Consider the following 26,170-nt stretch of genomic DNA (forward strand, 5'->3'; position numbering starts at 1 on the left):
AACGCATTTTTAGGAGAGCAGGATGAAATTCAGTGAACAGTGGCTGCGTGGTTGGGTTAACCCGCAGGTAGAACGCGATGAGCTGGTTGCTCGTCTGTCGATGGCTGGCCTGGAAGTGGACAGTGTTGCACCGGTTGCCGGTGCATTTAGCGGTGTTGTTGTGGGCGAGGTATTGACCACTGAGCAACACCCGGACGCTGACAAGCTTCGTGTTTGCCAAGTAACCAATGGTATCGAAACTTTTCAAGTTGTCTGCGGGGCACCGAATGTGCGTCCGGGTCTGAAGATTCCGTTTGCGATGATCGGTGCTCAGTTGCCGGGCGACTTCAAGATCAAAAAGGCTAAGCTGCGCGGTGTTGAGTCCAATGGCATGTTGTGCTCTCAAGCCGAGCTGCACATTGGCGAGGGTAATGACGGTCTGATGGAGCTTCCTGCGGATGCTCCGGTAGGCGAAGATATTCGCGTTTATCTGAACCTCGAAGACGCGAGTATTGAGGTCGATTTGACCCCGAACCGTGGCGATTGCTTGTCATTGGCCGGTCTGGCTCGTGAAGTGGGGGCTTTGTACGCAGCAGAAGTGACACGCCCGGTGATTGAGCCTGTCCCTGCCGTACATGACGAAGTCCGCTCTGTAGAGGTGTTGGCGCCATCGGCCTGCCCTCGTTATCTGGGACGTATCATTCGCAATGTGGACTTAACCCGCCCTACACCCTTGTGGATGGTGGAGCGCTTGCGCCGCGCCGATGTGCGCAGCATCGATGCTGCGGTCGACATCACCAATTATGTGATGCTGGAGCTGGGGCAGCCTCTTCATGCATTTGATCTCGCCGAAATCAACGGCGGTATTCGTGTACGTATGGCGGAAGAGGGCGAAAAGCTGGTCTTGCTTGATGGCCAGGAAGTGACCTTGCGCAGTGACACATTGGTGATTGCAGATCATCACCGTGCGCTGGCTATTGCTGGTGTGATGGGGGGTGAGCACAGCGGCGTATCGGCGACCACGCGAGATGTATTTCTTGAGAGCGCCTTTTTCGATCAGATTGCCGTAGCAGGCAAAGCACGTTCTTACGGCTTGCACACGGATGCCTCCCACCGCTATGAGCGTGGAGTGGACTGGAACCTGGCCCGCGAAGCCATGGAGCGCGCCACTGGCTTATTGCTGGAGATTACAGGCGGGGAAGCAGGTCCGATTATTGAAACTGTCGCCCAGCAATTCCTGCCTTCGATTGCGCCCATCACCTTGCGTGCCGCGCGTATCAGTCAGATGCTGGGAATGGAGATGGACGGCAGCGAGGTCGAGCGTTTGCTCTGCGCCTTGGGACTGACAGTCACTGCAATTGGCGAAGGGCAGTGGCGCGTAGAGGTCCCAAGTCATCGTTTCGATATCAGTCTGGAAGTGGATCTGATAGAAGAGCTGGCTCGCTTGTATGGCTATAACCGTCTTCCAGTCCGTTATCCGCAAGCTCGCCTGGCGCCTCAGGCCAAGGCCGAAGCTCGCAGTGATTTGCCAGAACTGCGCCGTTTGCTGGTAGCGCGCGGATATCAAGAAGCTATCACCTACAGTTTCATTGACCCTAAACAGTTTGAGCTTTTCAGTCCTTACCTCGAGCCTTTGCTGTTAGCCAATCCTATATCCAATGATATGGCTGCAATGCGTGCTTCCTTGTGGCCTGGCCTGGTCAAGGCATTGCAACACAACTTAAACCGTCAACAGGATCGAGTTCGTCTTTTTGAAAGCGGACTGCGCTTTGTCGGGCAGCTTGAAGGTCTCAAGCAAGAGTCCATGCTGGCGGGCGTAGTGTGCGGCACTCGCTTGCCTGAAGGTTGGGCGCAGGGTCGTGAAACAGTCGACTTTTTTGACATAAAAGCTGATGTAGAAGCTGTGCTGGGCTTTGCGGGTGCTTTGGATTCTTTTGAATTTGTCCCTGGTCAGCATCCGGCGCTCCATCCAGGACAGACTGCACGCATTGAGCGAGATGGTCGTCTGGTAGGTTTTGTAGGCGCGCTTCACCCGGAACTAAACAAAAAACTGGGTCTGGACAGGCCGGTTTTTGTTTTTGAGCTGGTGTTGGCTGAAGTGGCATTGGGCAAAATGCCGAAATTCTCGGAGCTTTCGCGCTTTCCGGAAGTCCGTCGCGATTTGGCATTGATTGCCGATAAAGACGTGGCTGCCCGTGATGTGTTGAATGTCATCCGTGAAAATGCGGGCGAATGGTTGACAGACTTGAGGCTTTTCGACGTTTACCAAGGTAAAGGTATTGATCCCAATAGAAAAAGCCTTGCAGTCGGCTTGACCTGGCAGCATCCATCGCGCACTCTTAATGACGATGAGGTGAATACCACGACGCAGAACATCCTCACCTCGCTCGAACAAAGGTTGAACGCCACGTTAAGGAAGTGACGTATGGGGGCTCTGACGAAAGCTGAAATGGCGGAACGTCTTTATGAAGAGCTGGGCCTGAATAAACGTGAAGCCAAAGAATTGGTGGAGCTTTTTTTCGAAGAGATCAGGCACGCTCTTGAAGACAACGAACAGGTCAAGTTGTCCGGTTTTGGCAACTTTGACTTGCGTGACAAGCGACAGCGGCCTGGCCGCAATCCGAAAACGGGAGAGGAAATCCCGATCACGGCACGCCGTGTGGTCACCTTTCGTCCAGGGCAGAAGTTGAAGGCCCGAGTAGAGGCTTATGCTGGAACCAAGTCATAACGACGAGCTCCCGCCCATTCCAGGCAAACGCTACTTCGCCATAGGCGAAGTTAGCGAATTGTGTGCGGTCAAACCGCATGTGCTGCGATATTGGGAGCAAGAGTTTCCTCAACTGAATCCCGTAAAACGGCGCGGAAATCGCCGGTATTATCAACGCCAGGACGTGTTGATGATCCGGCAAATTCGCGCCTTGTTGTATGACCAAGGCTTCACAATTGGAGGTGCACGACTGCGCCTTTCAGGCGATGAGGCTAAAGATGATACAACTCAGTACAAGCAATTGATCCGCCAAACCATTTCAGAGCTTGAAGATGTTTTGCTGATCCTTCGCAAATAACTTGGCGAATACTACTTCCTCTTTTCCAAAGCTTAGGGTATATTTGCCGCGTTATTTCAATTAGTTCTAACGCCTAGTCGGGGCGTAGCGCAGTCCGGTAGCGCACTAGCATGGGGTGCTAGGGGTCGAGTGTTCGAATCACTCCGTCCCGACCATATAATTCAAGGGGTTGCGAGATTTTGTCTCGCGACCCCTTTTTTATTTTTGTCGTTTTTACCCCTACAAAACGACTGGCTCTGGGTGGAATCTTCGGCTGATACAAAGGCCAGAGTTTGTCCCGGAAGGCACAAGCAGCACGTCAATGCGTCCAGTCAGACCTTCAGGCCGAACGGACGTTTACGCAGAGCTGTCCGTTCTTGATCAGCTAATCGTTGCTCTGAAAATCGCGAACAATACTCTCGCTTGGACTGATAGGGCTGAGTGCGCAGACAGAAGTGTTCGAGAGATGTTGAATGGGGGCTGAGCTCGACTTCACGTGATTCGCGCCCTGGGCATGAGGATCCTCAGAGTCGGATTGTCGTTTTCATGTGCTTAACTAAGCGACACGCTTGGTCGGCTGACGTTCGCATATGGCTTTGCCGTACGGAGGGATGAAGCGTATCGTGCTGGCAAAAGGACATGAATAGATATTTGCCTCGCAAGGATGACGTTTCTTCTCTGAGCGCCCATCTCTACGCTGCATATCCTTAGCATCCTGCTTAAGGATCAGGCATCCAGACATTCCTAAAAAACATCGTTGGAACAAGCTTGCCGGGATGTCCTGCGTTTCTTCCTGCGTAAGCGTTGATAGCTCATAAAAGCTAACTTGAAGGCTGAAATGTGGATTTTTCGACATTATTAAAATTTTGGGATGACGCCAGCACTGCTCAGCTAATGGCTCCGCGTGTAGTCATGGTGGCCGTGGCGGCTTTATGCCTTTGGTATATCGAAGATATTTCATCCCATCGTTCGTGTTGAGCCGAAGGCTCAAGTCGCTTACCCCACATCACTCAAGTGGCTCCGCTTGAGATGCGCTGGAAAATTTTCTTGACGGGATGTGGGGGATATAACGGGCCAGCTTCAAACAAGGGAATGCAATGCAGTTAAACCGGTTTCTGACTGAATACGATGACGAGCTGAGCGGCGACAGCTATATCGACCCTCTAGGCGTGCTGGTGATCTGGTCGGCCTTTGGCCAGCAGATCTTCCGCAACCGGGTCAATTCCATTTCCAACGACGTGCGCAATTACACCCTCAACCTGCTGCACCATACGTTGATTCGCGACTTGTGCGACGACGATGCCGTGCAACCCAGCAAGGCGCTGGTCGAGGAGGTAGGCGATAAACACAGTCTGGCGTTACGTCAAGCTTGTTTGGTCTACCTGGAAAACCTTTTTACTTATGCAATGGTCGCTGCACCTGCCAATGCAGGGGTGGAAAGCCTGGGTATTCTGGGGGCCAGTAAGGCCCGTGCCCGGCTAGAGGCACAAGGCAATCCAAAGCTTCAATTTACCCACAAAAAAGCAGGCTACCTACTCGTACGCCAGTTGGGGCTAGGCGTGAGTGGGCGTTACAAGACCCCCTTTATGGAAATGGGCTTTTTTAACGCGACCTACAACTACCACCATCAGCCCGAAGCGGCCAAGCTGTGGGACAAAAGCCACCTGCTGATCCAAGGCTGTGAACGACTGGCAGCTTTGTACAAGGAAGCCAAGGCGCATCTGATGGAGTTGCTGCAAGGCTATCGGCGCAAGTCTACGTTCTCCTTCGATGACTTGCCGGCCAGCCTGCTGGATGCCTACCGCAAGGCGCTACCAAGCCCAAGCCAAGTGGGTGCGGATACCCGTGATTTCTGGCTGGATATTACCGGCTTGGCTAGCGGCGCTGCGGGTGCTCTGTTGAGTGTGCTCGATAAACAGGCGCAGCAGTCGCCCGAGTTACCTTTGCCCATACAACAATTGTTTTCTTTGGGTCGTCAGCACTGTTGCGATCCCGTGGAGCAGCGAAAACTGCTTCACGTACAAACTCTGGAGCCTCTGCTGGCGGAAGCCGATTTGATGTTTACCTTGGCGCGTCATGCCAAGAATCAGAGTATTTCGCAGATCGAGGCCCACTGGCAGGCGCTTGGTCGTAATGCCAATACCCTGGCAACCGCTGCTAGCCAGATAGAAGAACTGCCGTCGCTGACTTCCGTGTTGACCGGCACCGGCCAAAAACGCCTGGGATATTTACTGAAGCTGTCCCGTACAGGAAGTTTTGCCGAGCAATTGCGCGGGTTGCTCGATTATCACGCAGGGGTGATGCGTGGTCGTGGGCAGCAGCCTTGGGTGCAAGCGCAGGATTTTGAGCGGATTAAAGTCAATGCCCGCACTACGACTTTACCGACCGCTGAAAAATGGCCAGCCGGGCGTTGGGTGAATAATTATTACATCCCGCAGTTCCGAAATCTGGTGGCTGGTTACCGGGGGGGGCAGCCATGAAACTGCTGAATGCCTTTGCCGAACAGATCAAAGTCTGCGGCAAGCTGAAGCGGGTGTGGCTGACAAGCTTCAATATTGATATCGAATTTATCGAAACCTACCTGCTGCCCACAATACTGGGGGCAGAGATCCCACGCACGCGTATGGATTATGAGGCCTTGCAGTTGGTGCTGAATGATAGCGGCATTGACTTTCGGGTGTTTTGCGATCGGCGCTTTATTGGTGCCGATCAGAACAAGCGCACTTCGATATCGGTATATGGAGTATCGCCGGGCAACAAGGTTGAGCTGACTCGCCTGGGGATCACCGAAGACAGCCTTTTCCATGCCAAAGTGATTTATCTGGAGGGGGAATATGGCCGCGTGTTGGGTGCGGGCAGTGCCAACCTGACGCTCAGTGGCTGGGGGCGCAATCAGGAAGTCTTTCATTTTGTATCGGTGGAAACCCTGGCGCTTTACCAGTCGTTGAAAGCGTTTTTTCAGGTTGTTTTTGCCAATGTGGGCGAGGAGTGCCCCTTAGAAAAACGTAGAGTTTTTGCTCGAAGCGAGTCTCCCGTGCATTTCTGCCACAGCTTCCAGAGTGAGGCATTCATCAGCCAACTATTCGGTGGTAAATCGTTGCAGCGTCTGGCGGTGTGGTCGCCGTATTTTCCCAAAGACCTTGCAGGGTTTATTCGTGATCTGAAACAGAACTTCAACCAGCCCCAGCTGAAGGTCAGCTTGGTGGCGGACCGAGTGGATGGGCAGTACCTGCGGACCCAGTGGAGTGACGCGCTGGGGCAACTGTTCAAGGACAAAGAACTGATTCTGTGCCAGAACCCGCGCGCGCTGGATGAGCGGATGTCCATGTGCCACGCCAAACTCTGGAAGACTTCCAGGCACCTGGCGATCGGTTCCTGGAACTTTACCCATGCGGGGGCCAATGCACGAGTCGGCGGGCAGGCTGACGGGCGCCACAACAACATCGAAGCGGGCTTTATTATTGCTGACAACAGTCCGATTGATCCGCTGTTGGGTAAGGTGCTGGATGCACATGACGGCCTGTTTGCTACGGATGAACAATTGGCAGCCGAGGCGCTTGTGGCGCCTGAACCCCTGCCGTTTGATATTGCCGTAACGTTTGACTGGGCCAGCCAGACCTACTGTTTTAAAGGTCAGTGGCATGCAGCTTGCTCGCCGGAGCAGGACTTTACCCTGCGCTTGCCTGACCATGAAAAGCCACTTCCTCTGCACTGGATGCCGCAGAAAAAAGCCCTCCAGATCTCTGATCTGCCCATAGGTACAGTGCGCGCACTACTCACCGACCACTGCTTCAGAGTGTTTAGGGGGGACAAGCTTTGCCACGTTGGCATGCTGATCGAAACCCACACGCAGCATCGACGCGCCCAGCAGTACGATGATTTGAAAAGTCTGTTTGACGCCATGACGTATGCCGGTAACGAACCTTCGCTGGAAGATGCAAGCTACCGGGTGCGAGAAACCGAGAGCGGCGAGCTGCTTTTGGACGGGGCGACCTGGGATGGGAGCAATACGATGCAAGCTGTGGGAGATTCAGGCGAGATCAGCTACTTCCGGCTGTTTTCTGCCAGCTACCAGTATGCCGCGCGACTTCATGAGATTGAGCACATTCATACGCTCGAACGCTGGGTCTTTAGTCGGCCGGGCTGCCTGGAGGAGTTGGTAGGGAAAGCGGCTGAACGTATCGGAAAAAACGGCGCCGATGTGTTCAGCTGGTTTCTGGCTCAGGAAGTTAATGGCCTGTGTGAATTGGCAGTTCGTATTCGTCAACGCTTACCCAAAAATGGGCAGTCCGTGCCGCTGTCGCGATGGCGGGCATTGTTTATTACGGAGCCTGAATTACCGGCTGGCGCCAACGATGCTTATCGTCAGCGCTTGCAGCAGGAGTATCAGCTAATCAGTGGCAAGTGGGGCACACAATGAGTTCGCCAACCTGGGGCGGGTTAGACCCGCAGCGTGTCTCGCACTGGATCAACTTTGAGCGCAATGACCCCGCTTGGCATTATGCGCCGGATAATCGTGAATCGATGGCGGCCAAACAAACCGAAGGCGTGGCTTACCTATGGAACTTGCTTGCTGCCAATGGCGTTGCACTGCTGGCCGATGAGGTCGGCATGGGTAAGACCTTTCAGGCGCTTGGTGTGGCGGCTTTGTTGTGGAAGTTGAAGCCGCAAGCGCGTGTGTTGGTCATGGCCCCAAGCCGGGATATTTGCCGGCATTGGCGACGTGAATTCGAAACTTTTGTACGTGAGCATTACCGCGAGGCCGACCACAGTGTGAAAAGCAGTGTCGACGGTAGACCGGTGCCCTCGGTACAAGAATGTTATCGACTGGATGATCTGGTGAATGAGGTTGAGCGGGGAACCGGGCATTTATACCTGACGACTATTCATTCCCTCAGTGGGCTGGTGGCGAAAAAGGACAAGTCCGATGGAGCGGGTGCGGCCAAAGCTGCAGCCGGGATCATTCATCAGCGGCTCAAAAACAAGCTGGGTGAGTCCGGCTTCGATCTGATCATCGTCGATGAGGCGCATTACCTGCGGAATTTGAATGGTGGGTCCCAGCGGGTCAGTGCTGCGCGTGCACTTTTTGGTGCTGAAGGACATCGACTGGGGGCGAAGAATTTACTGCTGACGGCAACTCCGAGTCACTCTCGGTTGATCGATGTGCAGAGTATTCTCAGCTACTTCACTGAGATTGACCCCGAAGGCGAGCTGGCAGCGCTCAGTGGCTCGGCTAGAACCAAAGCATTGTTGGAGAAGTATGCCCTTAGACGACTGCGGCTGATGGAAGGCGCTGGGGGGTTGTACAGTAAGCGCCACTATCGGCATGAGAAAGCCATACCCGCTGGCTTTGAGGGGCGGCCGAATGCGGAGATGTTCTTCGCGCTTTATCAGAAAAGGCTGGTGGCGGATCTGCGCAAGCAGAAAGAAAACAAGAGCCTTATGTATGGTTATCTTGAGGGCTTTGAGTCGATGGGCCATCTCCCGGTTTTGGCTCAGAGCAGCGATGATGACGAGGTTATAGAAATTGTGGACAAAGCTGCCGAGGACTTTTCCACGGCCAGTGATACAGAGCTTCTACGCGAGCTGACGGGGGATTACCGCAAGCAGTTTGGTACCTTTCCCGACCACCCCAAATACGGTGCATTGATTGATCAGTGTGTGCCCGAGGACCTGTATGGTCAGGACAAGATGCTGCATGACCATAAGCATTTGATTTTTGTGCGGCGTATTCCCTCGGTCCGCGAACTGACTCAACGGGTCAATGAGCGTTATGACGAGTTACTGGCAGGCATAATTGTTCAGGCCTGGGGCATACCCTTAAATGACCCTCGGGTGGGCGTTTGGCGCAAGACTGGCTGGTCGCGGGCGTCTTATGATCAGCTCATTTCCGGACTTGATCATGCGTTTGTCACGGACGAGGCTGCGGACATTGTTGGCGACGACGAGGACAGCGACGAGCATGGCGGCCAACTGGCATCGCGTATTGCTGAACTGTTCGTGGTTAAAAAGGAGCTGGGTGGCCAGATCGACTGTGTCAATTCACGTTTGCGCTTCAGCAAGCCAGAAAGTGTATTTTCATTGTTTCTGGAGCCTGCATCTGACTACCTGGAGGCGGGTTATACCGGCTATTACACTCAGGCAGATGCGAAGAGGGCGGACTATGCCAATGCCGCTAAATTCGCTCGTTTTCAACATTGGGGCAATCAGGAACAGCTAAAGCTGGCGATCGGTGATCGTGTACAGCCGGACGGCAAGTTCGATCAACCCATGTTTAGCGTTTGGTCGCTTCTGGTACCCCGGTTACCCGATTTGCTTCGACAAAAACTCAAGTGTTGGGCTGAGTCGGATAAGGCGGTTGCGGAAAATTTTGGCAATTATCTCAAAGCTGGCTTCCTGCATGCGAGCCCGGTGATTGTCGAGCTTTATGGGTGGTTTGTTGAGTTCCGACGCGGTAGGCGCGACAGGAATGTGCATGGCAATTACCGGAGTTTTTATCAGTGGGTGAGCGGCAGGATTGACGGGTCGTTGATGCTGCGCTACTTCATTGCTGCGCTTGAAACCTTCGATCAGCTGTGCGGCAAGATCATTGATCACGGTCTCAATCACTGGGATCATGAGTGGCGAATTCTTAAAGGTCTCACCAGCCCGGGCTTGTATGCCAGTGGAGAGAATAGTCATAGTCGGCAGCGGTTGATCCTTGGCTTCAACAGTCCGTTCTATCCCAATGTGCTGGTGTCTACTTCTGTGCTCCAGGAGGGAGTCAATCTGCACATGCAGTGTCATCAGATTCATCACTACGGGCTGGCTGGGTCACCCGGTGACAATGAGCAGCGGGTCGGGCGCCTTGATCGATTGTTCGGTTGCGTCAACCAGCGTCTGAAACATGCCGGTAATACTGATCTGAGCATCTATTATCCCTTTCTGCAGGGGTCCGTTGATGAGGACCAGGTCGCTTCGTTCATCGCGCGCAAACATCAAGTTGAAAAGCAGATGGATGCCTGCGTTCAGGCCACTTTTGACAAGCAGGTGCGGTTGAGCAATACGCAGGAGTGGAAGCAGTTCTTGCAGACGCCGGTTGATCGAGGGCGCACATTAATCAATGACCCCTACGGAGCCAGTTTTACGCAGGGCGATCTGTCCACAAACTATGAGCCTTATTTCGAATCTATCCTCGAGGTGTTGCCGCTGACCGAAAACTGACCCAGTGAAGACTTCGATTTCCTGCATCAGCTGGATCCGGTCGTGGGTATTACCGGTAACAGCCAAGGTCATAAACGTCCGATCCAGCAATTCAATACTCCCGGATTGCCTTACATCATGATTGGCACCGATACCATTCGGGAAGTCGATAATCTGCACCTGTGATCGGGCCATGTACTATGGCGTGGCGTGGACGTCTGGCGATCTTGAACAGCGCATTGGCCGGGTCAACCGCTATTTCAGCAGATAGAACGCCGTCTGATACAGACGGGCAACGGCGCGCAAGCGCCACCGTGGCTGGAAGTCCACTATCCACATTTAAGCAACATGTTGGAGCGCCAGCAGATCGAAATATTCATGGCGCGTAAACGCGAGGCTGATGCCGTTGTTGATCCACTGTTTGCCGTTGACCTGAGGAAGACGGCGAGTGGTGAGATTCAGCAGGGAATCCCAGCGGACTGGGAAGCGGCGGAGCTCATCCCGGACGTTGCCGGTTATTTTGGAACCCGCAAGCATCTTCCCGCGTAGGGGGGAGTGCCTGCGGGGTAACCCAGGCACCACTCTTTTTCATGTGCATGACTCAAATGAACATACGTTAGATCCCACTCCGTGTATGGCGTAAAGTCTTGCCGGGGCGGGTGGGATCGGAGGCGCTTGATGTCGGATCCCTGTTGCTCATTCCTCAAGGTTATCGGAGATGCTGGTGATGTGGATCGCGTTTGCGCCATCGTCGCCAGTGAGATAGAGCCGCAGGGCGAAAAGCAGGTCAGGGGTGTGGTCACCGTCGGGCTTCTCGATGTTGATCTGCACCCGGGAAAAGAGACCGACCCTTGACTGCGCGACTAACTCCGTCACCCGTTCGACCTTATTAGCCAGTTCCTTGGTAATCCTCTGATGCGGCTGAAGGAGCATCTTGATTTCAGCGTCTGAGGAATCACGAACGCGAAGCAAACCCAGTAGAAGCTCGAGTAATTCTGCTGTAGCGCGAGTCCAGTTGACGGTAACCCGTTTGTCATTTTCGCCTTGCCTTGGTGGGCACGATCTGATTTGACTCAGCTTCGCGCTCAGCAAATCAAGCATTGACCTGAGCTGTGCCAAATCAAACTTCTCAATGAAGTGCTGGTCTCGCCAAACCGCATAAGCAAAAGCCCGGAGAGCGCTTTCCGTGGCGTGCTCCATAAGCTTCGACAATAATTGTTTCTGCCACGGCTCGGATACACTGCCCAGCGAAAAACCAAGTGCTCGTGGGTTGAAAACATTCTCCCTGGCGACCTGTTCGTTTAGCCACTGAACACACTCGTCGGGTGCGTCCTTGCCCATGCAACACATTAAAAAAAATATTTCGTTTTTTATAGGCTCTGGAAGAGCTCTTTCATTCAGTAACGCAACGAGATACCGAATATCGTCTCGGGTTGACTCGGAAAACTCTTTCGGACATTCCGGGTCGTCGATCGAACGTCCGTCGCACCAGATTTGTATGACGGGATAATAGAGTCCGCTGCGTATTTTTTTGACCATGCTTCTGGTTGATGCTTCGTCTAAATCCTTCAGACGCTCTGTTTCTGTATGATTTTGCGCGGCCACTTTACGACCGTAGTGTTTTCCCTCTTTTTCTTGAAGTTCAAATGAAATGCTATCTCCCTGGGTAAAGTCAGCATGATTCAGTCCGTGAATGAAATTATTCTGATGAATAAAGACCTGACCCTCGGTGGTGTCCCTATCGGCAAAGGTGAAATGCCCTCCTTTTTTATCAAGACACCAGTCCATTTTTATTACGCCGATCGTCCTGGCTTTGGGGCGGGTGTAAAAATCCTGGTCTAGTCGGCCGATTGCGTTTGTTACCCATTTAGGCAAATCAGATGTCTCATTGCTGTTGGGTTTTGGGACGCGGCGCAAGTCCGCCCATGTTACGGGAGCAGGGTACTCCGGAGCAGGAGCGTTATCAGTGATGCTGACCTCTTGCGTACGCTGCCATGTGGCACGGACCGGTTGGAAAGTGTCGTCGTGGGGTATGAAGAGTAGTTTGTAGGGGTCGTCCACACCGTATTCAAAAGTTAGGTGAAGTTTGCAAACGGTGTTTTCTCTCAATGGAAATGCAGTGGAGTCGAGGCGGGCCGAGTAACCGAGATCTTCGGAACTCTCACCCAGGAAAAGCGGGAATTGATAGAACGGTTTTCCGGCCGGAAGCGTGAAATCTTCGCCAACGTGGATGATGACCGGCCGGCCACGAATTGGTTTGACGGTTGTACCCCGCGACACGAGATGGAATCGCTGGTGGCGTCCATCTTTCAGTACTTTGATCGACAGCTCGGGAACCTGGTCGCGCCAGAGGGCAATTGCTCCGGCGCGTTGTTGCAGATTGTGGAGGCGAATGCCTCCGGTCACCGGGCTTTCCGTCAAGTTGATCGCGAATGCAAATGGCCCTATGCGTGAATCACGTTTCAGGGTCGATGCATCAATGACAGGTGGTCTCACTGCTCGAGTCGCATCGCACCACTTCCCTTGCGCGTCAACGGAAGCAATATCGGAATTTTTTTGTTCAGGTATCTCCGATTCCGCGCTTGCGATGACTATCGGGGGGTGCCGTTCCCAATAAAAGCCACCGGTTTCGGGCAGGCTTCTTTTAATGTCGGGGTCGAACTTGGCAAGAAGTTTGGTGACACACGTTTTGCCGCCTACGGTATCAATGACCACGATGGGGAAACCATCTTTTACTTTTGAGTAATCAACTCGTTCAAAGGCGGCAGCAACGCTGCGGGGGAGAGGTTCAGCGTCCGGGAAGCGTGCGTTGAGATTGCGGCGCACGACATCGAGTTCGAAGTCGTTGAGTGCGTCGGGAACCAACCAGACAAGCGTATTGCTCCTGAACACGGCGTGTAGCCTGGAGGCAAATGCGCGTGCGGCACGGTCCAGATGCTCGGAGGTGGTTTTGGAGAAAAAAAGGTCTGGAACGGAAAGCGTTGACACATGGGGATGATGGTAGGCGGCATCGGCGTTGAAGAGTTCGATAGCCACTGCATCGTCATCGTTTTTCCACTGTTGCCAAAGGAAAGTATCGGGCAGGGATTTGGCGGTTGTAGCAGCGGCATAGCGTGGACGCAACAGGGTGAGATCCACGCAAACCGGAGTGGAGATTCCTTGAACGCCGACGTTCCGATGGATTTTTTCTGGCGTTTGCTGAACCGCAACATTTGGCAGCCACGGACGAATTTCGAATGTTTCGAAATCGAAAAAAATGGGCATGTCCGCGAAGCGGTGCGCTCCTTCGGTCCACATTTTCGCGTATGTGGTCCAGGTGCGCAGCGTCTGGTTGCGCTCCTTCAGTTTTGACAGGTCACCAGCGGTGTCGTCATCCAGAGTCGATAGCCAGCGCCACGCATCCCATACGCGACGGTAATCACGGTGCGATAGGAGGGTGTTGTTAGGCGGCAGGTTGTCCCATCGCGCAATATTCCGCGCTTCGTCGCAGCGCAGCCACATGTGGATTGTTGGGAGCAAGTCGTCCTCGTGACCGAGGCAATCTCTGCGCAACTCGAGCAGTTGCGCAAGGCGAACAACAAACGCTTTTAGAAGGCGGTTCTCCGGCAGGTCGACGGATTGGAACCTACGGACGGCCTGCAGATAAGGGTTCCCTGAGAGCTTTTCCCGGAGAGTGCGTCCCGGGCGATTGCTAAGCTTGATGAAACTGGTTGCGTCGAGTTCTCGCACTGCGTGAACAGGCAGCATCGCCTGTTCACGACGTGGTGTTTCGTTAAGTGCACGGAAAAGCCGCTCTACTGAAGCGCGACTATGTTCAGTGATGCGCCAGAGGCGATCGCGTACCAGTGCGCCTGTTTCTGGTGACGCGTACCTGGCAATCTTCGAAAGCACTGAGGATAGCGATTGAGGCAACGCCTGTCCGCTTTTGGGATCAAAGTCGACGGCACAGCAAAACCAGTCTGATTGCTCGAACAATATCCGCGCTACGTCACTATATTCTCCAACGCCTCGGTAGTTGGCATAGAGATCTGGCAGCTTGATTTTCACCCATTGGGAAGGGTCAGATATCATGGTCGACAATTTTTCCAGCCCTCGCATTTTCGTCCAGTTGCTTGCGTAGTTCATTCCGTTTATTAGCGGGCTTCATGTTCCATGCTTTTTGGCGTTTATTCTGGTCCTGCTCGTTTATTTGAAATAACGGATGGGGTTCTTCGTCATTGTCAGAGGTCGTGTTTGCGAGCGCCTCGGTACTGAGAACTGTTATTTTGGTGTCGGCACTGTTCAAATAGTTTGCGGACTGCCAGATGAACTGGCCGTAGCCCAGTTCGCAGGCAAGGTCGAAATCTTCGGAAAGATTGAAGCTCTGGCCGCCAATGCCGGCAACGATCTGGCCCCTGATTTTGTCGAGGCATTCAGTCTGGCTTTTTCCTCGCGTATCGATGCCGCGAAGCTTGGGCATGACCTTTTGCACCAGTTGATCTTCAAAAGCGATATGCATCGCTTTCGCCAGCAGGTGCTTGTCTTTTGCCCTCTGAGCAGCCCGAACATCCGGGTAGTTTGCCATGTAATATTCAATGGACTGCCAGACTCGGTGGCCAAGCGCGCGGCCGGAAACCGACAGCGCGTCATTCATTTTTTCAATGAACTCCTTGAATGGCTTGATCTCTTCTTCCGAGAAACTGCTGCCCTGAACCACCCAGCTCTGCCAAGATGTTTTATGTAACGCAGGGCCACGATTGGAGTCATCAAGTGGCATTAGTTTCAGGCGACGTTTAAGTTCGGTAGGACGCGGGAAATTAATAATGATGGAGCGATCGATGACCTTGTCGGAGAGTGACTTGGTTGTTTCATCCTGGTTCATCGTTCCTGCCCACAGGACATTACGGCCGAGAGGGAGCTTGTAGGGTTGCATTCCAGCACCGACTTTTACGGGCAGGAACGGTACATCCTCGCCTTTCCTGCCGCGCCGCAGCTCAAGCTTGCTCAGGAATTCGGCAAAATAAAGTTCAGGGTGGGCAAGGTTCATCTCGTCAAGAAGAACGAGGCAGACGGCATCTGACAACCCCGGATAATCATCACTCCAGCGTTTCTGGCTTTGCGCCAGAAAATGCAACACCGCCTGGGCGTCGAATTTGTTGTCAATCGAATTGAAGAAGCCAAGCATGGACTCCTGCGAGTCCCAGTTTGGCTGGACTGAAAGCGGCTCGTAGAAAATACCGCCGAAGTGTGAGTAGAGGCGAGGCAATTCGGATTTGCCGGTGCCGGAAACGCCCGAGAGCACGGTAAGGGGAGACCATTCGGCCGTTTTTAGCGCTGTATGGAATGCTTTCAGGATACGGGGATTGAAGTGCAAACCATATGTGTTGCAGGCACCGCCAATACCTGTGAGCCATGTCATTTCGTCAATTTCGGCTTTGACTGGCGGCTTGGCTTTTTCCGCGCTGAAGTGCGGGATCTCGATTTCCTTGTGCCGCGCCTGGACTTCAGCGGGACGTTCATAAGCAGCACGCAGGCGATTGAGTTCGGCTTGTGCCTCGTTGGCCGATCCCTCAAAGATGGAAGCCTGCTGCGTCAGAGACTTAATTGCCGCGCCAAGTTCGGAATTTTTGTGGCGTAGATCGCCAGCTTCCGCGGCAGCGGCTCTATTGTTTTCTAATTGCCGTGAAGCCTCGTCTGCACGGGCCTTCTGATGTTTAGTTTCCAGCTCAAGTGCCTGATGCCGCTCGCGCATCTCTTCGGTGGGCCGCGTCGCCAGTTCTTCACGCAAGCGCTTCAGCTCATCGGTTTGACTGTTCAGGTCGCGCAGGATCTCGACCGGTTCTTTGCCACCGAGTTGCCGCTTCAACTGCTCAAATGCGCCAAGCAGGCCGGTTTGTGCTGCAAGGCTTTGTCGCAGGCGGTTGTTTTCCTCCACATACGACTGTTTTTGCGCATCCAGTGATTTACGTGCTTCTTCCAGGCGCAAACCGAGTTCTTCATCAAGTTGCTCGATACGCCTCTGCGATTGCTGCTCCAGCCGCTGATCCTTGCGCTCCAGAGCCCGTTCGGAGTTTTCAAGCTCCAGTTTTCGCCCTTCGATTTCGCCTTGCAGGGCCGACAGCGCTCCTTTTTGCCTTGCAAGTTCGGAGTGTTTAGCGTCGAGCAATTGTCGTGCCTCGTCCTGGCGCTTGTCCCATGCTTCGCGCTCTCTGGATATATCGGCACGGATGCGATCGCGCTCAATGTTTTCAGCGCTGGAAATATCTGCCAGGCGTTTGGCTCTTAGCCTGGCGACTTCATCGTCAAGGGCGGCAAGCTTCTGCTCGCGGCTATCTGCAATCTCGCGCTCGGTATCGATGCGTTTATCGCGCAATTCGGCATTCAGGATGGCACGCTCGTCGGCGAAGCCCCCGTCGCGCTTTTGTTCGTCGCCGATAAGCGCTTGTTCACGCTGGGTGAGCTGGGTCTTTTTTTCTACAAGCGCGCGACTTTCCTCGACAATGCGCTGTTCGCGTTCAAACATGGATCGTTCAAGCCCGGCGAGAACCTGCTCCCGAAGTGCTATGTCGGTTTCGCGCACCGCATGGTTCGTAGCATCCTGCTTCATGGCATCTTCCAATTCGCCAACGTGTTCCATTCCCTATACCTCAATGAGTGTTTTGATAGTTTTGTAGGATTCTTTACGGAGCTTTGCGATTTCCGCCTTTGGCAGCGGCAGCGGCTCATTACCGTGCCCTCGCCGGGTAATGACATCCGTCACATCGTCCACAAACGACGGCTGCGAGCCCGCGATTGAGTCGAGGGTGTCGGCATCGGACATAAGCAGAAATGCCAGCACACAGGCCCCGAGCGATTGTCCGGTACCCTGCAGCGTTTGCCGGACAGCTGAAGCTTTGACGGTGCGCAGGCCCTCAGGCAGTTCATTGCAGAAACCGGCGCAGATGGCTCTGCTTCCAGCGGACTCGACAAGCTGCGCATCGTTGACATCCGGCGGTAATTTGCTGGCCAGTGACATCTCGAACACCGATTGCAGCGCTGCATACAGATCGCGAACGAAAGCGAGTGCGTCATCCCCGTCTTTGCAGAACAGAAAGAAGCGTTCTGCATGAATGAGGCGCTCTTTCAAGTTCGTACCGAGGCGGTTGAATGTCTTGAAGCCAAATTCGCTCTGGATACTTGTGCGGCCATCCAGCAGGGAGTCGGCATGGGCATCGCTGTCAGGCGTCGAGACGGCTATGTCGGAAAACAAGATTTCCGGAAGCAGTGCGTGGACCAATTCGCGCATGAAAGGGGCATCCGACAACTCCACGTCCGGTGCGTCAACGCTGCCTTTTCCATGTCCCTTCTCATCGCGCGTTTTCTTGATACGAAATAAATGGCTGATGAGCGTCGGGTGCAAAACCGCGATGCGTTGCAAGGGATGGGATGCATCGGTTTGTGCTTGCAAAATTGCAATGGACAGAAGCGTCTCCAGCTCCGCTTTTCCGTTCTGGAAATCCAGCAGCTTTCCTTCTCGAATTGGCCGCAATCCAAAGTGCGGCAAGGTTAGCCCTACATCATTCGAGGCATTCGCAAGTAGCGCGGAATGTTCTGCTTGCGCGATGAATCTCAGTCTTGTAATTGCATCCTCAAAGGGGCGTCTGCCGCAAGCGTAGAACAGTGCCCATTCAACTGAGGCGTAAACCTGAGCGATGGAGTGAAAGGCGGCATTCGACTGCAGGCGCAGACTGGAGATGAGTTTCGGGTAGTGCCCCCAATTGATGTCGGTGTCGAACGGCTCTTTGGGCTTTGCTTCCAGGTTTTTTGCGCGCGGATTGCTCAGTGAGACTTTCCACTGTTCCAGCCATTCGCACAGCTTTTCGTCCTGTTCAAGCAAGTGCTCGAATGCTCCTTCGAGGATCAACGAAAATCCAGTGCCAAACGGATCCGCGATGCGGAACTCACCATCGCTTTTCTGTATTGCAATCGGGCAGTCAAGGTAATGCATCTCAGGTTGCTCAACGATCATGACCTTTTGGACGCTGAGCGTTGGTTCGTCCCTCCCGAAGGCCGCCGACCTTCTCTGCATCATCCGCAATATACTGATGACATCTCGCTGAGTGGGTGGGTTGTTTTTGTGGGCATTGTTCCAACGAATCGTTCGAAATTGCCCCTCCTGACCCTGTTTTTTTTGCAATGGATTCGCGTCGTCCAGCCAATGCATGAACGGGAGGATTTTGCCGGTGACGAGTTCACGAAACAAAAGCGCGGTGACATACACAGGCGTTTTTTCAACATCACTGCCGCCGTTGTCGCGTTCTTGCTCAATGATGGCTTTGGACTCGTCAATGAGAGCCTTGTCCTGCAAACGCAAGAGAATACTTTCGACCAAGTCGATCGGAATGCAGGTTTCATCTGCCAGCGCCTGAGCTTCCATCGCGCCTGATGCATCGAGCAGTTTGAGGATGACATGCTCGAACGGGTTCAGGCTCTCGCCGTCCTCGGATGGTCTGGGCAGGGTTACGCGATAGGTGCTGACGGGCCAGGAAAGATTGCGTGGCCTGCCAATGGTTGCACCGAAGGGGTTTGGTTTACCGTAATCTAGGAGATTCAACATTTCAGCATGACTCCGTGTTCCTGGCAGAGTTTGTGGAAATCAACCAGACCCGGAACAAAATCCGCGGCAAGCTCTCCATTCAGCAAACCTGAATCGCCCACCACCACCAGCAGTTTTTTCTGGCGGCTCATCGAAACATTCAGGCGGTTATAGAGGCAGAGGTGACCAAACAGCGTTCGTGCCTGTTTCTCGCGGTCATCGTCTTCGGGCTTCCAGTGCTGTGGCAATGTCCTCACCGTTGACAGAAAGACGACATCGAATTCCATGCCCTGGAAGGAGTCCACCGTGCCGATACGAATTTTCTTGTCGTTGTCCGCGATCGCGCCGAGTTGCTTGCTGATGAGCTCAGACTGCGCCTTGTAAAACGAAATGACGCCGAACGTCAGATCCTTGCCGGCTTCGCAATCCATCCACTTCTTTAACTGGCGAACGATGACGGTCGCCTCCGCAGGCCGTATCCAACTGGTTCCGCTACGTTGATGCTTGCCTTTGTCGACAGGTACCTCCAGCCAGGCAGCGTGTTTGCCATCCGTGTCAGGGAGATTATGAACAAAATCGCTTGCGGGCCGACCAGAGCCAAATCTCTCCGATGGGGCGAAACGTTCATAGAAGTTACGGCTGATGAAGTCGCCCAGCAGTTCATGCATGCGGTATTGCTTGTCCAGCGTAACGCGGCGGGTAATGCCGTCGTTGTCCTCAAGCGTTTTCAAACGCTCTGAAAACAGATACTGGAACATCGACTTTTTGAGCCAGTCCGACTCTTGCAGCTCTGTTTCGCCTGCCTCCATCTGACGAGCAACTTCGTCGTCAATAATGTGAGGTAATTGACGGTGGTCGCCGACGAGGATAATGCGCTTGCCTTGGGCCATCGGTACCATGAGGTCGCGAGGCGAGACACGCGCGGCCTCATCGACAATCACATACTCGTATTCCATCCTTTGCTGGTTCTGATTGGCATCACCCCCTTTGATGCCTTTCTGGATCTGCATCCCTCGATTCACGCTTTGCTGGCAGGTGGCAGCGAACGCGAAACTGTACTCAGACACCGCGTTCAACATAGCGAAAGGGTTGCTTTCAAGTTCGGCCAGAAACTCGGCAAGCGCGACAGACTTCTTGTCCCTGGCGGAGTGACCTGCAGCCTTGATGCGTTCGATAGCGCGCATTGCCAGCGTTACGACTTCATCGTTTTGCTTCTCTACACGAAAGACCGGAGGAGCGGTGAAACGGGCAAGAAGTGTCTTCTTCAGTACCGTCAACTCCTTCAGGAATGACGGGGGCCCATCTTCGTTGCGCCACAGGCTGGCGTTGTCCAGTAAATCGCGGTCCTTCTTTTCAAGTAGCTCATGCAGATCATTCAGTGCATCAGCCGCTCGCTCAGCCCCGTCATCTGCGAAGCTTTGCGCATGACAACGCAGACGACGCACGGCGCCGAGCAACTGGTTGGTGTCGTCATTGAGCTTTTCTTCAAGGCACATCTTGTTTTTGAGATTTACGGCACGTCGCGCGTACTCTTCACCGATAATCGCTACGCCAAGTGATGCGATTTCCCCGGCGAGACGCGCGCCCAGCGCGCGCGTCGGGGTCTGAATGTATTGCAGGCACAGATGCTTGATTTCCATTTCCTGCTCAATGTCGACAATCCGCGGATTTCGCTCGCGCAATTCAGTCGCGAGTGTTGCGCACCATTCGTCCAGCCGCTTCTCAAAGAGGCTGGAGCCGTCTACCTGCGTGTTGGAGCGCTTGCCAAACTTCGGAACGGGAATACTGTTGAGCGACAATCGCTCAATCATGTTTTCGACCGCATCATGCTGGAAACCTGTCAGCAGAACCTGGCCTTTGACGTTCGCGCCACGCTTATCTGCCATCTCGTTCAGCCGTTCGAGAATCGCCGCGATGACTGTGGTCTTGCCCGTGCCGGGTGGGCCCTGGATAAGTGCAATATCCGGTGTTTCCAATGCGTACTTGATCGCGTCCAGCTGTTTCTCCGTCGGCTGATTTTTGAACACTTTATTACGAACAAATGCTGTCAGTGGCGCGATTTCCGGTGGCTTGCGTGTTGGTGCGATTGTCGCTTTTTCTTCAATCAGCAGCCCAAGCTGGGGGTTGGCTGCGCGGCCTTCCAGGATCGAGCGGCGAGCGGATAACCGGCGCTTGATCTGAGCAATTTCGCCTGCCAACGAAAGAATGAGCGTGCCTGATTCCCCCGGCAATGTTTCAGCCTTGAGCGTGAGCGTCCTTGATTCCTTGTCAAAATCAGATACCTCGAAATTCGTCTTCACCTTCACCTTCACCTTCGCCTTCGCGTCTTGTCGCTCATTGCGTTGGGCAGGTTTTTCGTTCTCCATGGCTCGTTCGATTCCGCTCGCGAAATCCTTGAAACGCAGGGATTCGTCTCTCAGGTAATCGGGTAGTTCGTCAATCATCTTGACTTCGGGCACCACCCCCCCTGCCAATGCACTCAAGGCAGCATCGCTGGCTTGGGAAATACGAACAGAAACTGTTCCATCTCTTTTTGGAGCCATATTGGAAAACTGCAAGGCACCGACGACCCGGGCTCTTTTGAGCAGTAACTCGCCTTCCAGATCACCAAACTCGTCCCATTTTTTCAGATAACTGACATCGTCCTGGGTCAGCGCGGTCAGTTGTGCTTGTGCGAGGATTCGAATCTGGCCGGCCTGCGTCCAGTCAGTAAAGCGCAGTGTGCCCTTCACCAAGCGCAATGCACGATCGGTTCGACGTCTGATTTCGGTCAGGCGTGAGGTCATGAAGATGGATTTGCCCTCTGGCAACGAGGTCTCAGTGGCGACAAAGCGAATGCCCGCGCCGGTGATGCAGAAGGAGTTGTTGCGGGTCGGCCGTATGTTTGCGGTGTGCGTTACATTGTTAGGAACCGCATTCGACTCGGCATCAATTGCCGTTTCCTGGGTTTCGGTTCCGTCGTCATGGTCTTCAGCCTGCTTTCGGGCTTTTTCTGGCGTCAATGCTTCATCAATTGCCGGGCCGGCAGTCAGAAAGAAGAATTCGCTCTCGTCTTGTCGGAAACAGCAATATTCAACAAGCCGCTCGTAAAGACGCGTTCCCTTTAGTTCACCCCTGCGAGGCTCAATCTTCGAAATCTTGATTTCCACATGTTCGTCCACGCCGATTTCGACTTCACCCATCTCAAGGCACTCGCCCGTGAAGAAGGCGATTTGCAGTTCCATGCTGCCGTCAGCTGCGAAATTGACCAGTTGAGCAAGCATGGCGCGACCGCTGGCGAGTTCTGCGTTGAGGCGACGGGTGTCAATGGCATGCACGGTTCGAACGCAGATAAGCGCCTGTTTGAGGCGAAGTTCAAATTCCTCGGGTCGCAACGGACTGCTCTCAATCGAAAAGACAGGTTGCTCTGGCAAGGTATCCGTTGTGTTGTCAGTCCGCTTGATGCGGATGGTGAAGATATCGGCCGGGATTTCTTGAAACTTCATTTCGTTCCTCCTACAAACTCGAAAGCCAGCGTGTCGGGGAACGTCTTCGTGCCTCGTGCGGGGAATGCGGTTTTCGCTTTAAAGTCCAGAACTGCTTCGTATTCTTGCGCGTCGTCATGCTCGAATGAAAACGGGTGAAAAAGCCGGTTTGGGAGCGCGAACTCTGTGGCACTGCCGGGAATCACCATATTCCCGCGCGGAGTTATGGCGCGGATGAAGGAAGCGCGTGCGACATGGCAGTAAGGGCATTGAGTATGGTCATCGACAAAGTAGCTCATGCTGCACGCATGGCATTGCAGCGATAGGTCGAATGCCTTCTTCAATTCCAGTGCCCAGAACGCCATCGCCGGACGGCGGTGCGGCTGCTCTTTTCCGCCGCAGAAAGTTTCCTGGAAAAGCCGGCGCAGACCCGGCGTCGTTACCAACACGCGGGGCAGGCCACCAACGCCCTGGTTTGAATCGTCATCGTCGTCATCAATAAAAGGCAAATAACCGGCGTAGGCCTTCTCGTCCAAATCGGCGGGGGAGGCGTCTGCAACCGGCTCGGTGTCCCAGCCACCTTCGTCTTCGTCTGGCTCCAGCACTTTCTTGCCGATAAATGGGTGGCACAGAGCTAATGTCTTGAATGCCATCACTGTAAAGGCCCAGCAATCCGAGCGCGGGCGCGAGGAGTCAGTTTCACGCACCACTTCTGGCGCGCCGTAGCCTGGCGTATAGACAGAAGTGCCGCCGTCGGGCATTTCAAAGCGCATATTGTCGGCGTCAATGAGCCAGACATCGCTTAAGCCGTCTGCGATAAACGCATTGTTCGTCGAAATGTCGCCATACACTAACCCTGCGCTGTGGAGGCGGGCGAGGATGGATGCGCATTTGGAGAGAGCGAACAAGCGGCGGCGGGTTGAGCCCGTTTTGGCATAATGCAAGAGCCGCAACGCCATCTCTTTGTCCGTAATTTTTGCAAGCCACTCGGGGAGTACAGGATTGCAATCTTCCTGCGGCTTCTTCGTCCTGCCATCGTGTTCGAAAACGCCAAACGGTTGCATCCCGTTCAAAAGGCGCATCACATAACCCGGCTCGTCGCGCAGAATGGCTAGCGGCAGGGAAACAGGAATGCGCGAAGGCATGGGCAGCAGGCGGATGTTCTTGAAGCGTTCAAGCAGGTTGGCATCTTTGTCCAGGCCGCCCGATTTATCGATTGGCTGCTTGATCGCCAAATCAGCATCCCTGGTGCGAAACACTACGCCCTGTCCGCCTCTGGCGAGCTCTTCGGCCAGGTAGTGCTGATTGCCGTATTCATCGCAAAGCGGCTTTGAATGCTTCAGTTCTTCGGATTTATCCATTCGTGATCTCCTCGCGGCAAAGGCAGGCGATAGTCTTGTCGTCGCTGTGCTTTGGCGTCGGCCAGTTTTCGAGCATCTCGTGGATACGTCGGTTGGCGCTTATGGCGGCAAGGGGCCGGTGTGCTTCGATAACGCCCCTCACGAACCCGTCGACATCCTCCAGATCGTCCGCCACGCCATCGGTGCAGAGCAGGATGGCCGCGCAGTCTTCCTCTGGCAGCGATGCATGCCGCCAGTCTTTCGCGCAAACATTCGGCGAGAGTGCAGCAGTGATGTTTGAAAAACCCTGTGATTTATCCTCGGACAGAGACACGACAGAGCCATTGGATCTGACTGCGGCAACCAGGCCATCGCCGAGCATTCCCAGGTGGATTACGCCATTTCCAAGCCGGAACGCGAACAGGCAAGTGGCTGCGCAATCGCGTGGTGCAAGTGGCCTGACAAGGGTTAACCAATTGGATGTGATGCGCTGGAACAGGAGGTCGTGGTCCATTTCAGATTTGTCACGACAGGCGCGAGCCGCATACTTCACTGCCAGACAGGCGGCATCGCTTCCGAAGTTGGAAAACGGCTTTGAGCCGAGACCGTCGGAAACAACAATGCCGTCCCCCCATGCGTGGTGGAACGATCCCCATGCGTCCTGGTTGGTGGTACCTGTAACTACATGCCCTGGGCCTTGGACACTTGCGCCAAAACTCTTCCAAAGCGTCATGCTGAATTGGCTTCCAGCCAACCGTCCAGTACGGCGAATAAATCTTCAGCTGCAAAAACATCCGGCCCTTTGAGTTGTGGATTGGCATCGGCGCCCGTTTTGACAATGCGCAGTGCATCCGGCGGCAGGAACTCCTTCCATTGCTTGAATAACCTCGCATCGGCCCGCGACCAAAACCCATCAGAAAACAGCAAAACCTTGCCGTCGGGCTGTTCCCCAAGCAACTGAATCAAGGCCTTCCAATTTGAAGTTCCTTGGCAATCGAGCAGTTGTGCCGGGTACTCTTGCTTTTCGCTCCAATCAGGGACGAGGCATGCTTCGGATGCCCACGCGCACAACCTGATTTGTGCGTTTCCATATCCCAAGCGCACCCATTGGGCGATAGCCATGACGGTTGTTCTCATGATGAACGGCTTGCCCCCGTCCCTCATGCTGCCGGAGGTATCACAAACCAGGTAGAGCCTCATAGGGACTCCCCGATTGATTTGGTGCGTGCTTCGATGCCATTCATCAACGCACGCAACTGTTCGGAAAATGCTCCTGCGCAACAGAGCGTCAATCGTGCGTCCTTGATTTTTTTTCGAACCGACTCCGAATTTGGTGAGAAGCAGCAAGCGACAATGCCACGGCCCTCGACGCCACCGTAGAAACGAACCAGGTTCTGCAACTTCATGACTTGCTCCTGCGTTACATTTCCTGCCTTGCATTCCACGATGTAGAGAGAGTGGCCATCCGTGAACGTGACATCGAGTTCGTTATGCTGGGCATCCCCAGTGGATGATCCTGCCTGGCTTTCACCATCAAGTTGCAGCGTGAGATTGATACGCAAATCTTTGATGATTCCCCTGTCTTCGTATGGTTTGCATTGCAAATATACGTATTCCTCAAACCATCCGCCGGAAAGGTATTTTGCGAAATCAACCCAATTCTTGAAACGCAGATCCAGTCCGTAGCCAACGACCGATGCGACATTGTCTTGTCCAAACTCGAAAAGGAAGCCGTTGCATTCAACGGAGAACGGCGTGAGTTCTGCTCCTCTTTTGCGCAGCTTTTCGTGGTTGTTATTGAGTTCGCATAGTTTTTTGTAGCAACTTGCGATCTTGCTTCGATACTTCCAGAGCGTTTCGGTCAGACGGCGGCGATTTGACGATATCCCTTCCATCGCGCCAGTCGTCGATAACTTCAGCCCATCCCCATTGAGGAGCAAAAATGCTTCGACCGAATCAATGGGTCTAATGGCTTCGCGGCGAAGACTGTCCACAAACGTCACGCGCTGATTGCGACTGTCAAAGTAAAAGGGAACAGCGCCCAGCGCCCGGGCTGCCGAGAGCGCACCGGCAAACATCAATTTTGTTCCGCCAGTCAGGTTGACGCCAATTCGCGCGTTTGCCGGCAGGCTCCTGGCATGACCGATGATTTTTTCATGAGCGTCGTGGGCATCCCAGGGATCAACGGCGAGTTCCTCCAGGTTTCCATCGTGAATGAATGCCTGCATGCAGGCTGCGGGGAAATCATTCGAGTTCACGAAAATATGCCGGGTTGATGAAAACTGCCTGATGCCTAGCAACGCCGGCATGCGCTGCTCGCCAAACAGATGGTATGTCACATCAAATCCGTCTACCGCGTTGCGTGTCGCTCTCTGGCTTGCACCATGCCGTTCAAGCCATTCCACGGGTAAGGTGATGGCTTCGGGTGGTTTTCCAACAACAGGTGATACGAGGAGTCTCTTTTTGAGATTCGGATGTCCTAGGCTCTGTACGTAAACCCAAGAAATACGATTTTCTGTAAAATACACCGCCATTAAAGCCAGGAGGCCAAGATGGCAAAGCGGTATGAACTCCCCGACGCAGCCTGGGATCTGGTTGCAGATATCT

15 protein-coding genes and 1 tRNA gene are annotated in these 26,170 nt (G+C 53.9%); 7 read left to right on the forward strand and 9 right to left on the reverse strand.

Going from position 1 to position 26,170, the window contains the following annotated elements:
- Positions 1-22: 22 nt before the first annotated feature.
- The 7 genes from pheT to TU74_RS15740 all read left to right on the forward strand — a co-directional run bounded on the left by pheT (position 23) and on the right by TU74_RS15740 (position 10,226).
- Positions 23-2,401, forward strand: coding sequence for a phenylalanine--tRNA ligase subunit beta (pheT, locus tag TU74_RS15710; protein ID WP_048377035.1), 2,379 nt, complete (start codon positions 23-25; stop codon positions 2,399-2,401).
- 3 nt (positions 2,402-2,404) lie between these two features.
- Positions 2,405-2,707, forward strand: a complete 303-nt coding sequence (ihfA, locus tag TU74_RS15715; protein ID WP_002553164.1) for an integration host factor subunit alpha — start codon at positions 2,405-2,407, stop codon at positions 2,705-2,707.
- Positions 2,688-3,044 carry a MerR family transcriptional regulator gene (locus TU74_RS15720; protein ID WP_047275136.1) on the forward strand — a complete coding sequence of 119 codons (357 nt, stop codon included), beginning with the start codon at positions 2,688-2,690 and terminating at the stop codon, positions 3,042-3,044. Before ihfA ends, TU74_RS15720 begins: the two co-directional genes overlap by 20 nt.
- A 78-nt stretch (positions 3,045-3,122) precedes the next feature.
- A tRNA-Pro gene (locus tag TU74_RS15725) sits at positions 3,123-3,199 on the forward strand.
- 921 nt (positions 3,200-4,120) lie between these two features.
- Positions 4,121-5,503, forward strand: coding sequence for a hypothetical protein (locus TU74_RS15730; protein ID WP_048377036.1), 1,383 nt, complete (start codon positions 4,121-4,123; stop codon positions 5,501-5,503).
- Positions 5,500-7,443, forward strand: a complete 1,944-nt coding sequence (locus TU74_RS15735; RefSeq protein WP_048377037.1) for a phospholipase D-like domain-containing protein — start codon at positions 5,500-5,502, stop codon at positions 7,441-7,443. Before TU74_RS15730 ends, TU74_RS15735 begins: the two co-directional genes overlap by 4 nt.
- Positions 7,440-10,226, forward strand: a complete 2,787-nt coding sequence (locus TU74_RS15740; protein WP_048377038.1) for a DEAD/DEAH box helicase — start codon at positions 7,440-7,442, stop codon at positions 10,224-10,226. The genes TU74_RS15735 and TU74_RS15740 overlap by 4 nt, the downstream gene beginning before the upstream one ends.
- A gap of 318 nt (positions 10,227-10,544) precedes the next feature.
- Here TU74_RS15740 and TU74_RS24200 read toward each other — a convergent pair whose 3' ends face one another.
- The 9 genes from TU74_RS24200 to TU74_RS15785 all read right to left on the reverse strand — a co-directional run.
- Positions 10,545-10,742 (reverse strand): hypothetical protein, encoded by a 198-nt coding sequence (locus TU74_RS24200; protein ID WP_157315178.1) that lies wholly within the window; start codon positions 10,740-10,742, stop codon positions 10,545-10,547.
- A 159-nt stretch (positions 10,743-10,901) separates the two neighbouring features.
- Positions 10,902-14,330 (reverse strand): DNA-binding protein, encoded by a 3,429-nt coding sequence (locus TU74_RS15750; RefSeq protein WP_241485575.1) that lies wholly within the window; start codon positions 14,328-14,330, stop codon positions 10,902-10,904.
- On the reverse strand, positions 14,266-16,821 hold the full coding sequence (locus TU74_RS15755) for a chromosome partitioning protein ParA (RefSeq protein WP_241485576.1): 2,556 nt from the start codon (positions 16,819-16,821) through the stop codon (positions 14,266-14,268). Before TU74_RS15755 ends, TU74_RS15750 begins: the two co-directional genes overlap by 65 nt.
- A 3-nt stretch (positions 16,822-16,824) precedes the next feature.
- Entirely contained in the window at positions 16,825-18,780 is a 1,956-nt protein-coding gene (locus TU74_RS15760) for a hypothetical protein (protein WP_169895982.1), read from the reverse strand.
- Entirely contained in the window at positions 18,774-22,244 is a 3,471-nt protein-coding gene (locus TU74_RS15765; protein WP_048377041.1) for a DEAD/DEAH box helicase, read from the reverse strand. Before TU74_RS15765 ends, TU74_RS15760 begins: the two co-directional genes overlap by 7 nt.
- Positions 22,241-23,584, reverse strand: coding sequence for a protein kinase domain-containing protein (locus TU74_RS15770; protein WP_048377042.1), 1,344 nt, complete (start codon positions 23,582-23,584; stop codon positions 22,241-22,243). The genes TU74_RS15765 and TU74_RS15770 overlap by 4 nt, the downstream gene beginning before the upstream one ends.
- A complete protein-coding gene (locus tag TU74_RS15775) occupies positions 23,577-24,296 on the reverse strand; it encodes a PP2C family serine/threonine-protein phosphatase (RefSeq protein WP_048377043.1) in 720 nt (239 codons plus the stop codon). Before TU74_RS15775 ends, TU74_RS15770 begins: the two co-directional genes overlap by 8 nt.
- Positions 24,293-24,763 carry a VWA domain-containing protein gene (locus TU74_RS15780; protein ID WP_048377044.1) on the reverse strand — a complete coding sequence of 157 codons (471 nt, stop codon included), beginning with the start codon at positions 24,761-24,763 and terminating at the stop codon, positions 24,293-24,295. The genes TU74_RS15775 and TU74_RS15780 overlap by 4 nt, the downstream gene beginning before the upstream one ends.
- A partial coding sequence (locus TU74_RS15785; protein WP_157315180.1) for a Card1-like endonuclease domain-containing protein occupies positions 24,760-26,170 on the reverse strand: 1,411 nt, incomplete at its 5' end. The genes TU74_RS15780 and TU74_RS15785, both read right to left, overlap by 4 nt.

Source organism: Pseudomonas lundensis (assembly GCF_001042985.1).
GTDB lineage: Bacteria > Pseudomonadota > Gammaproteobacteria > Pseudomonadales > Pseudomonadaceae > Aquipseudomonas > Aquipseudomonas lundensis.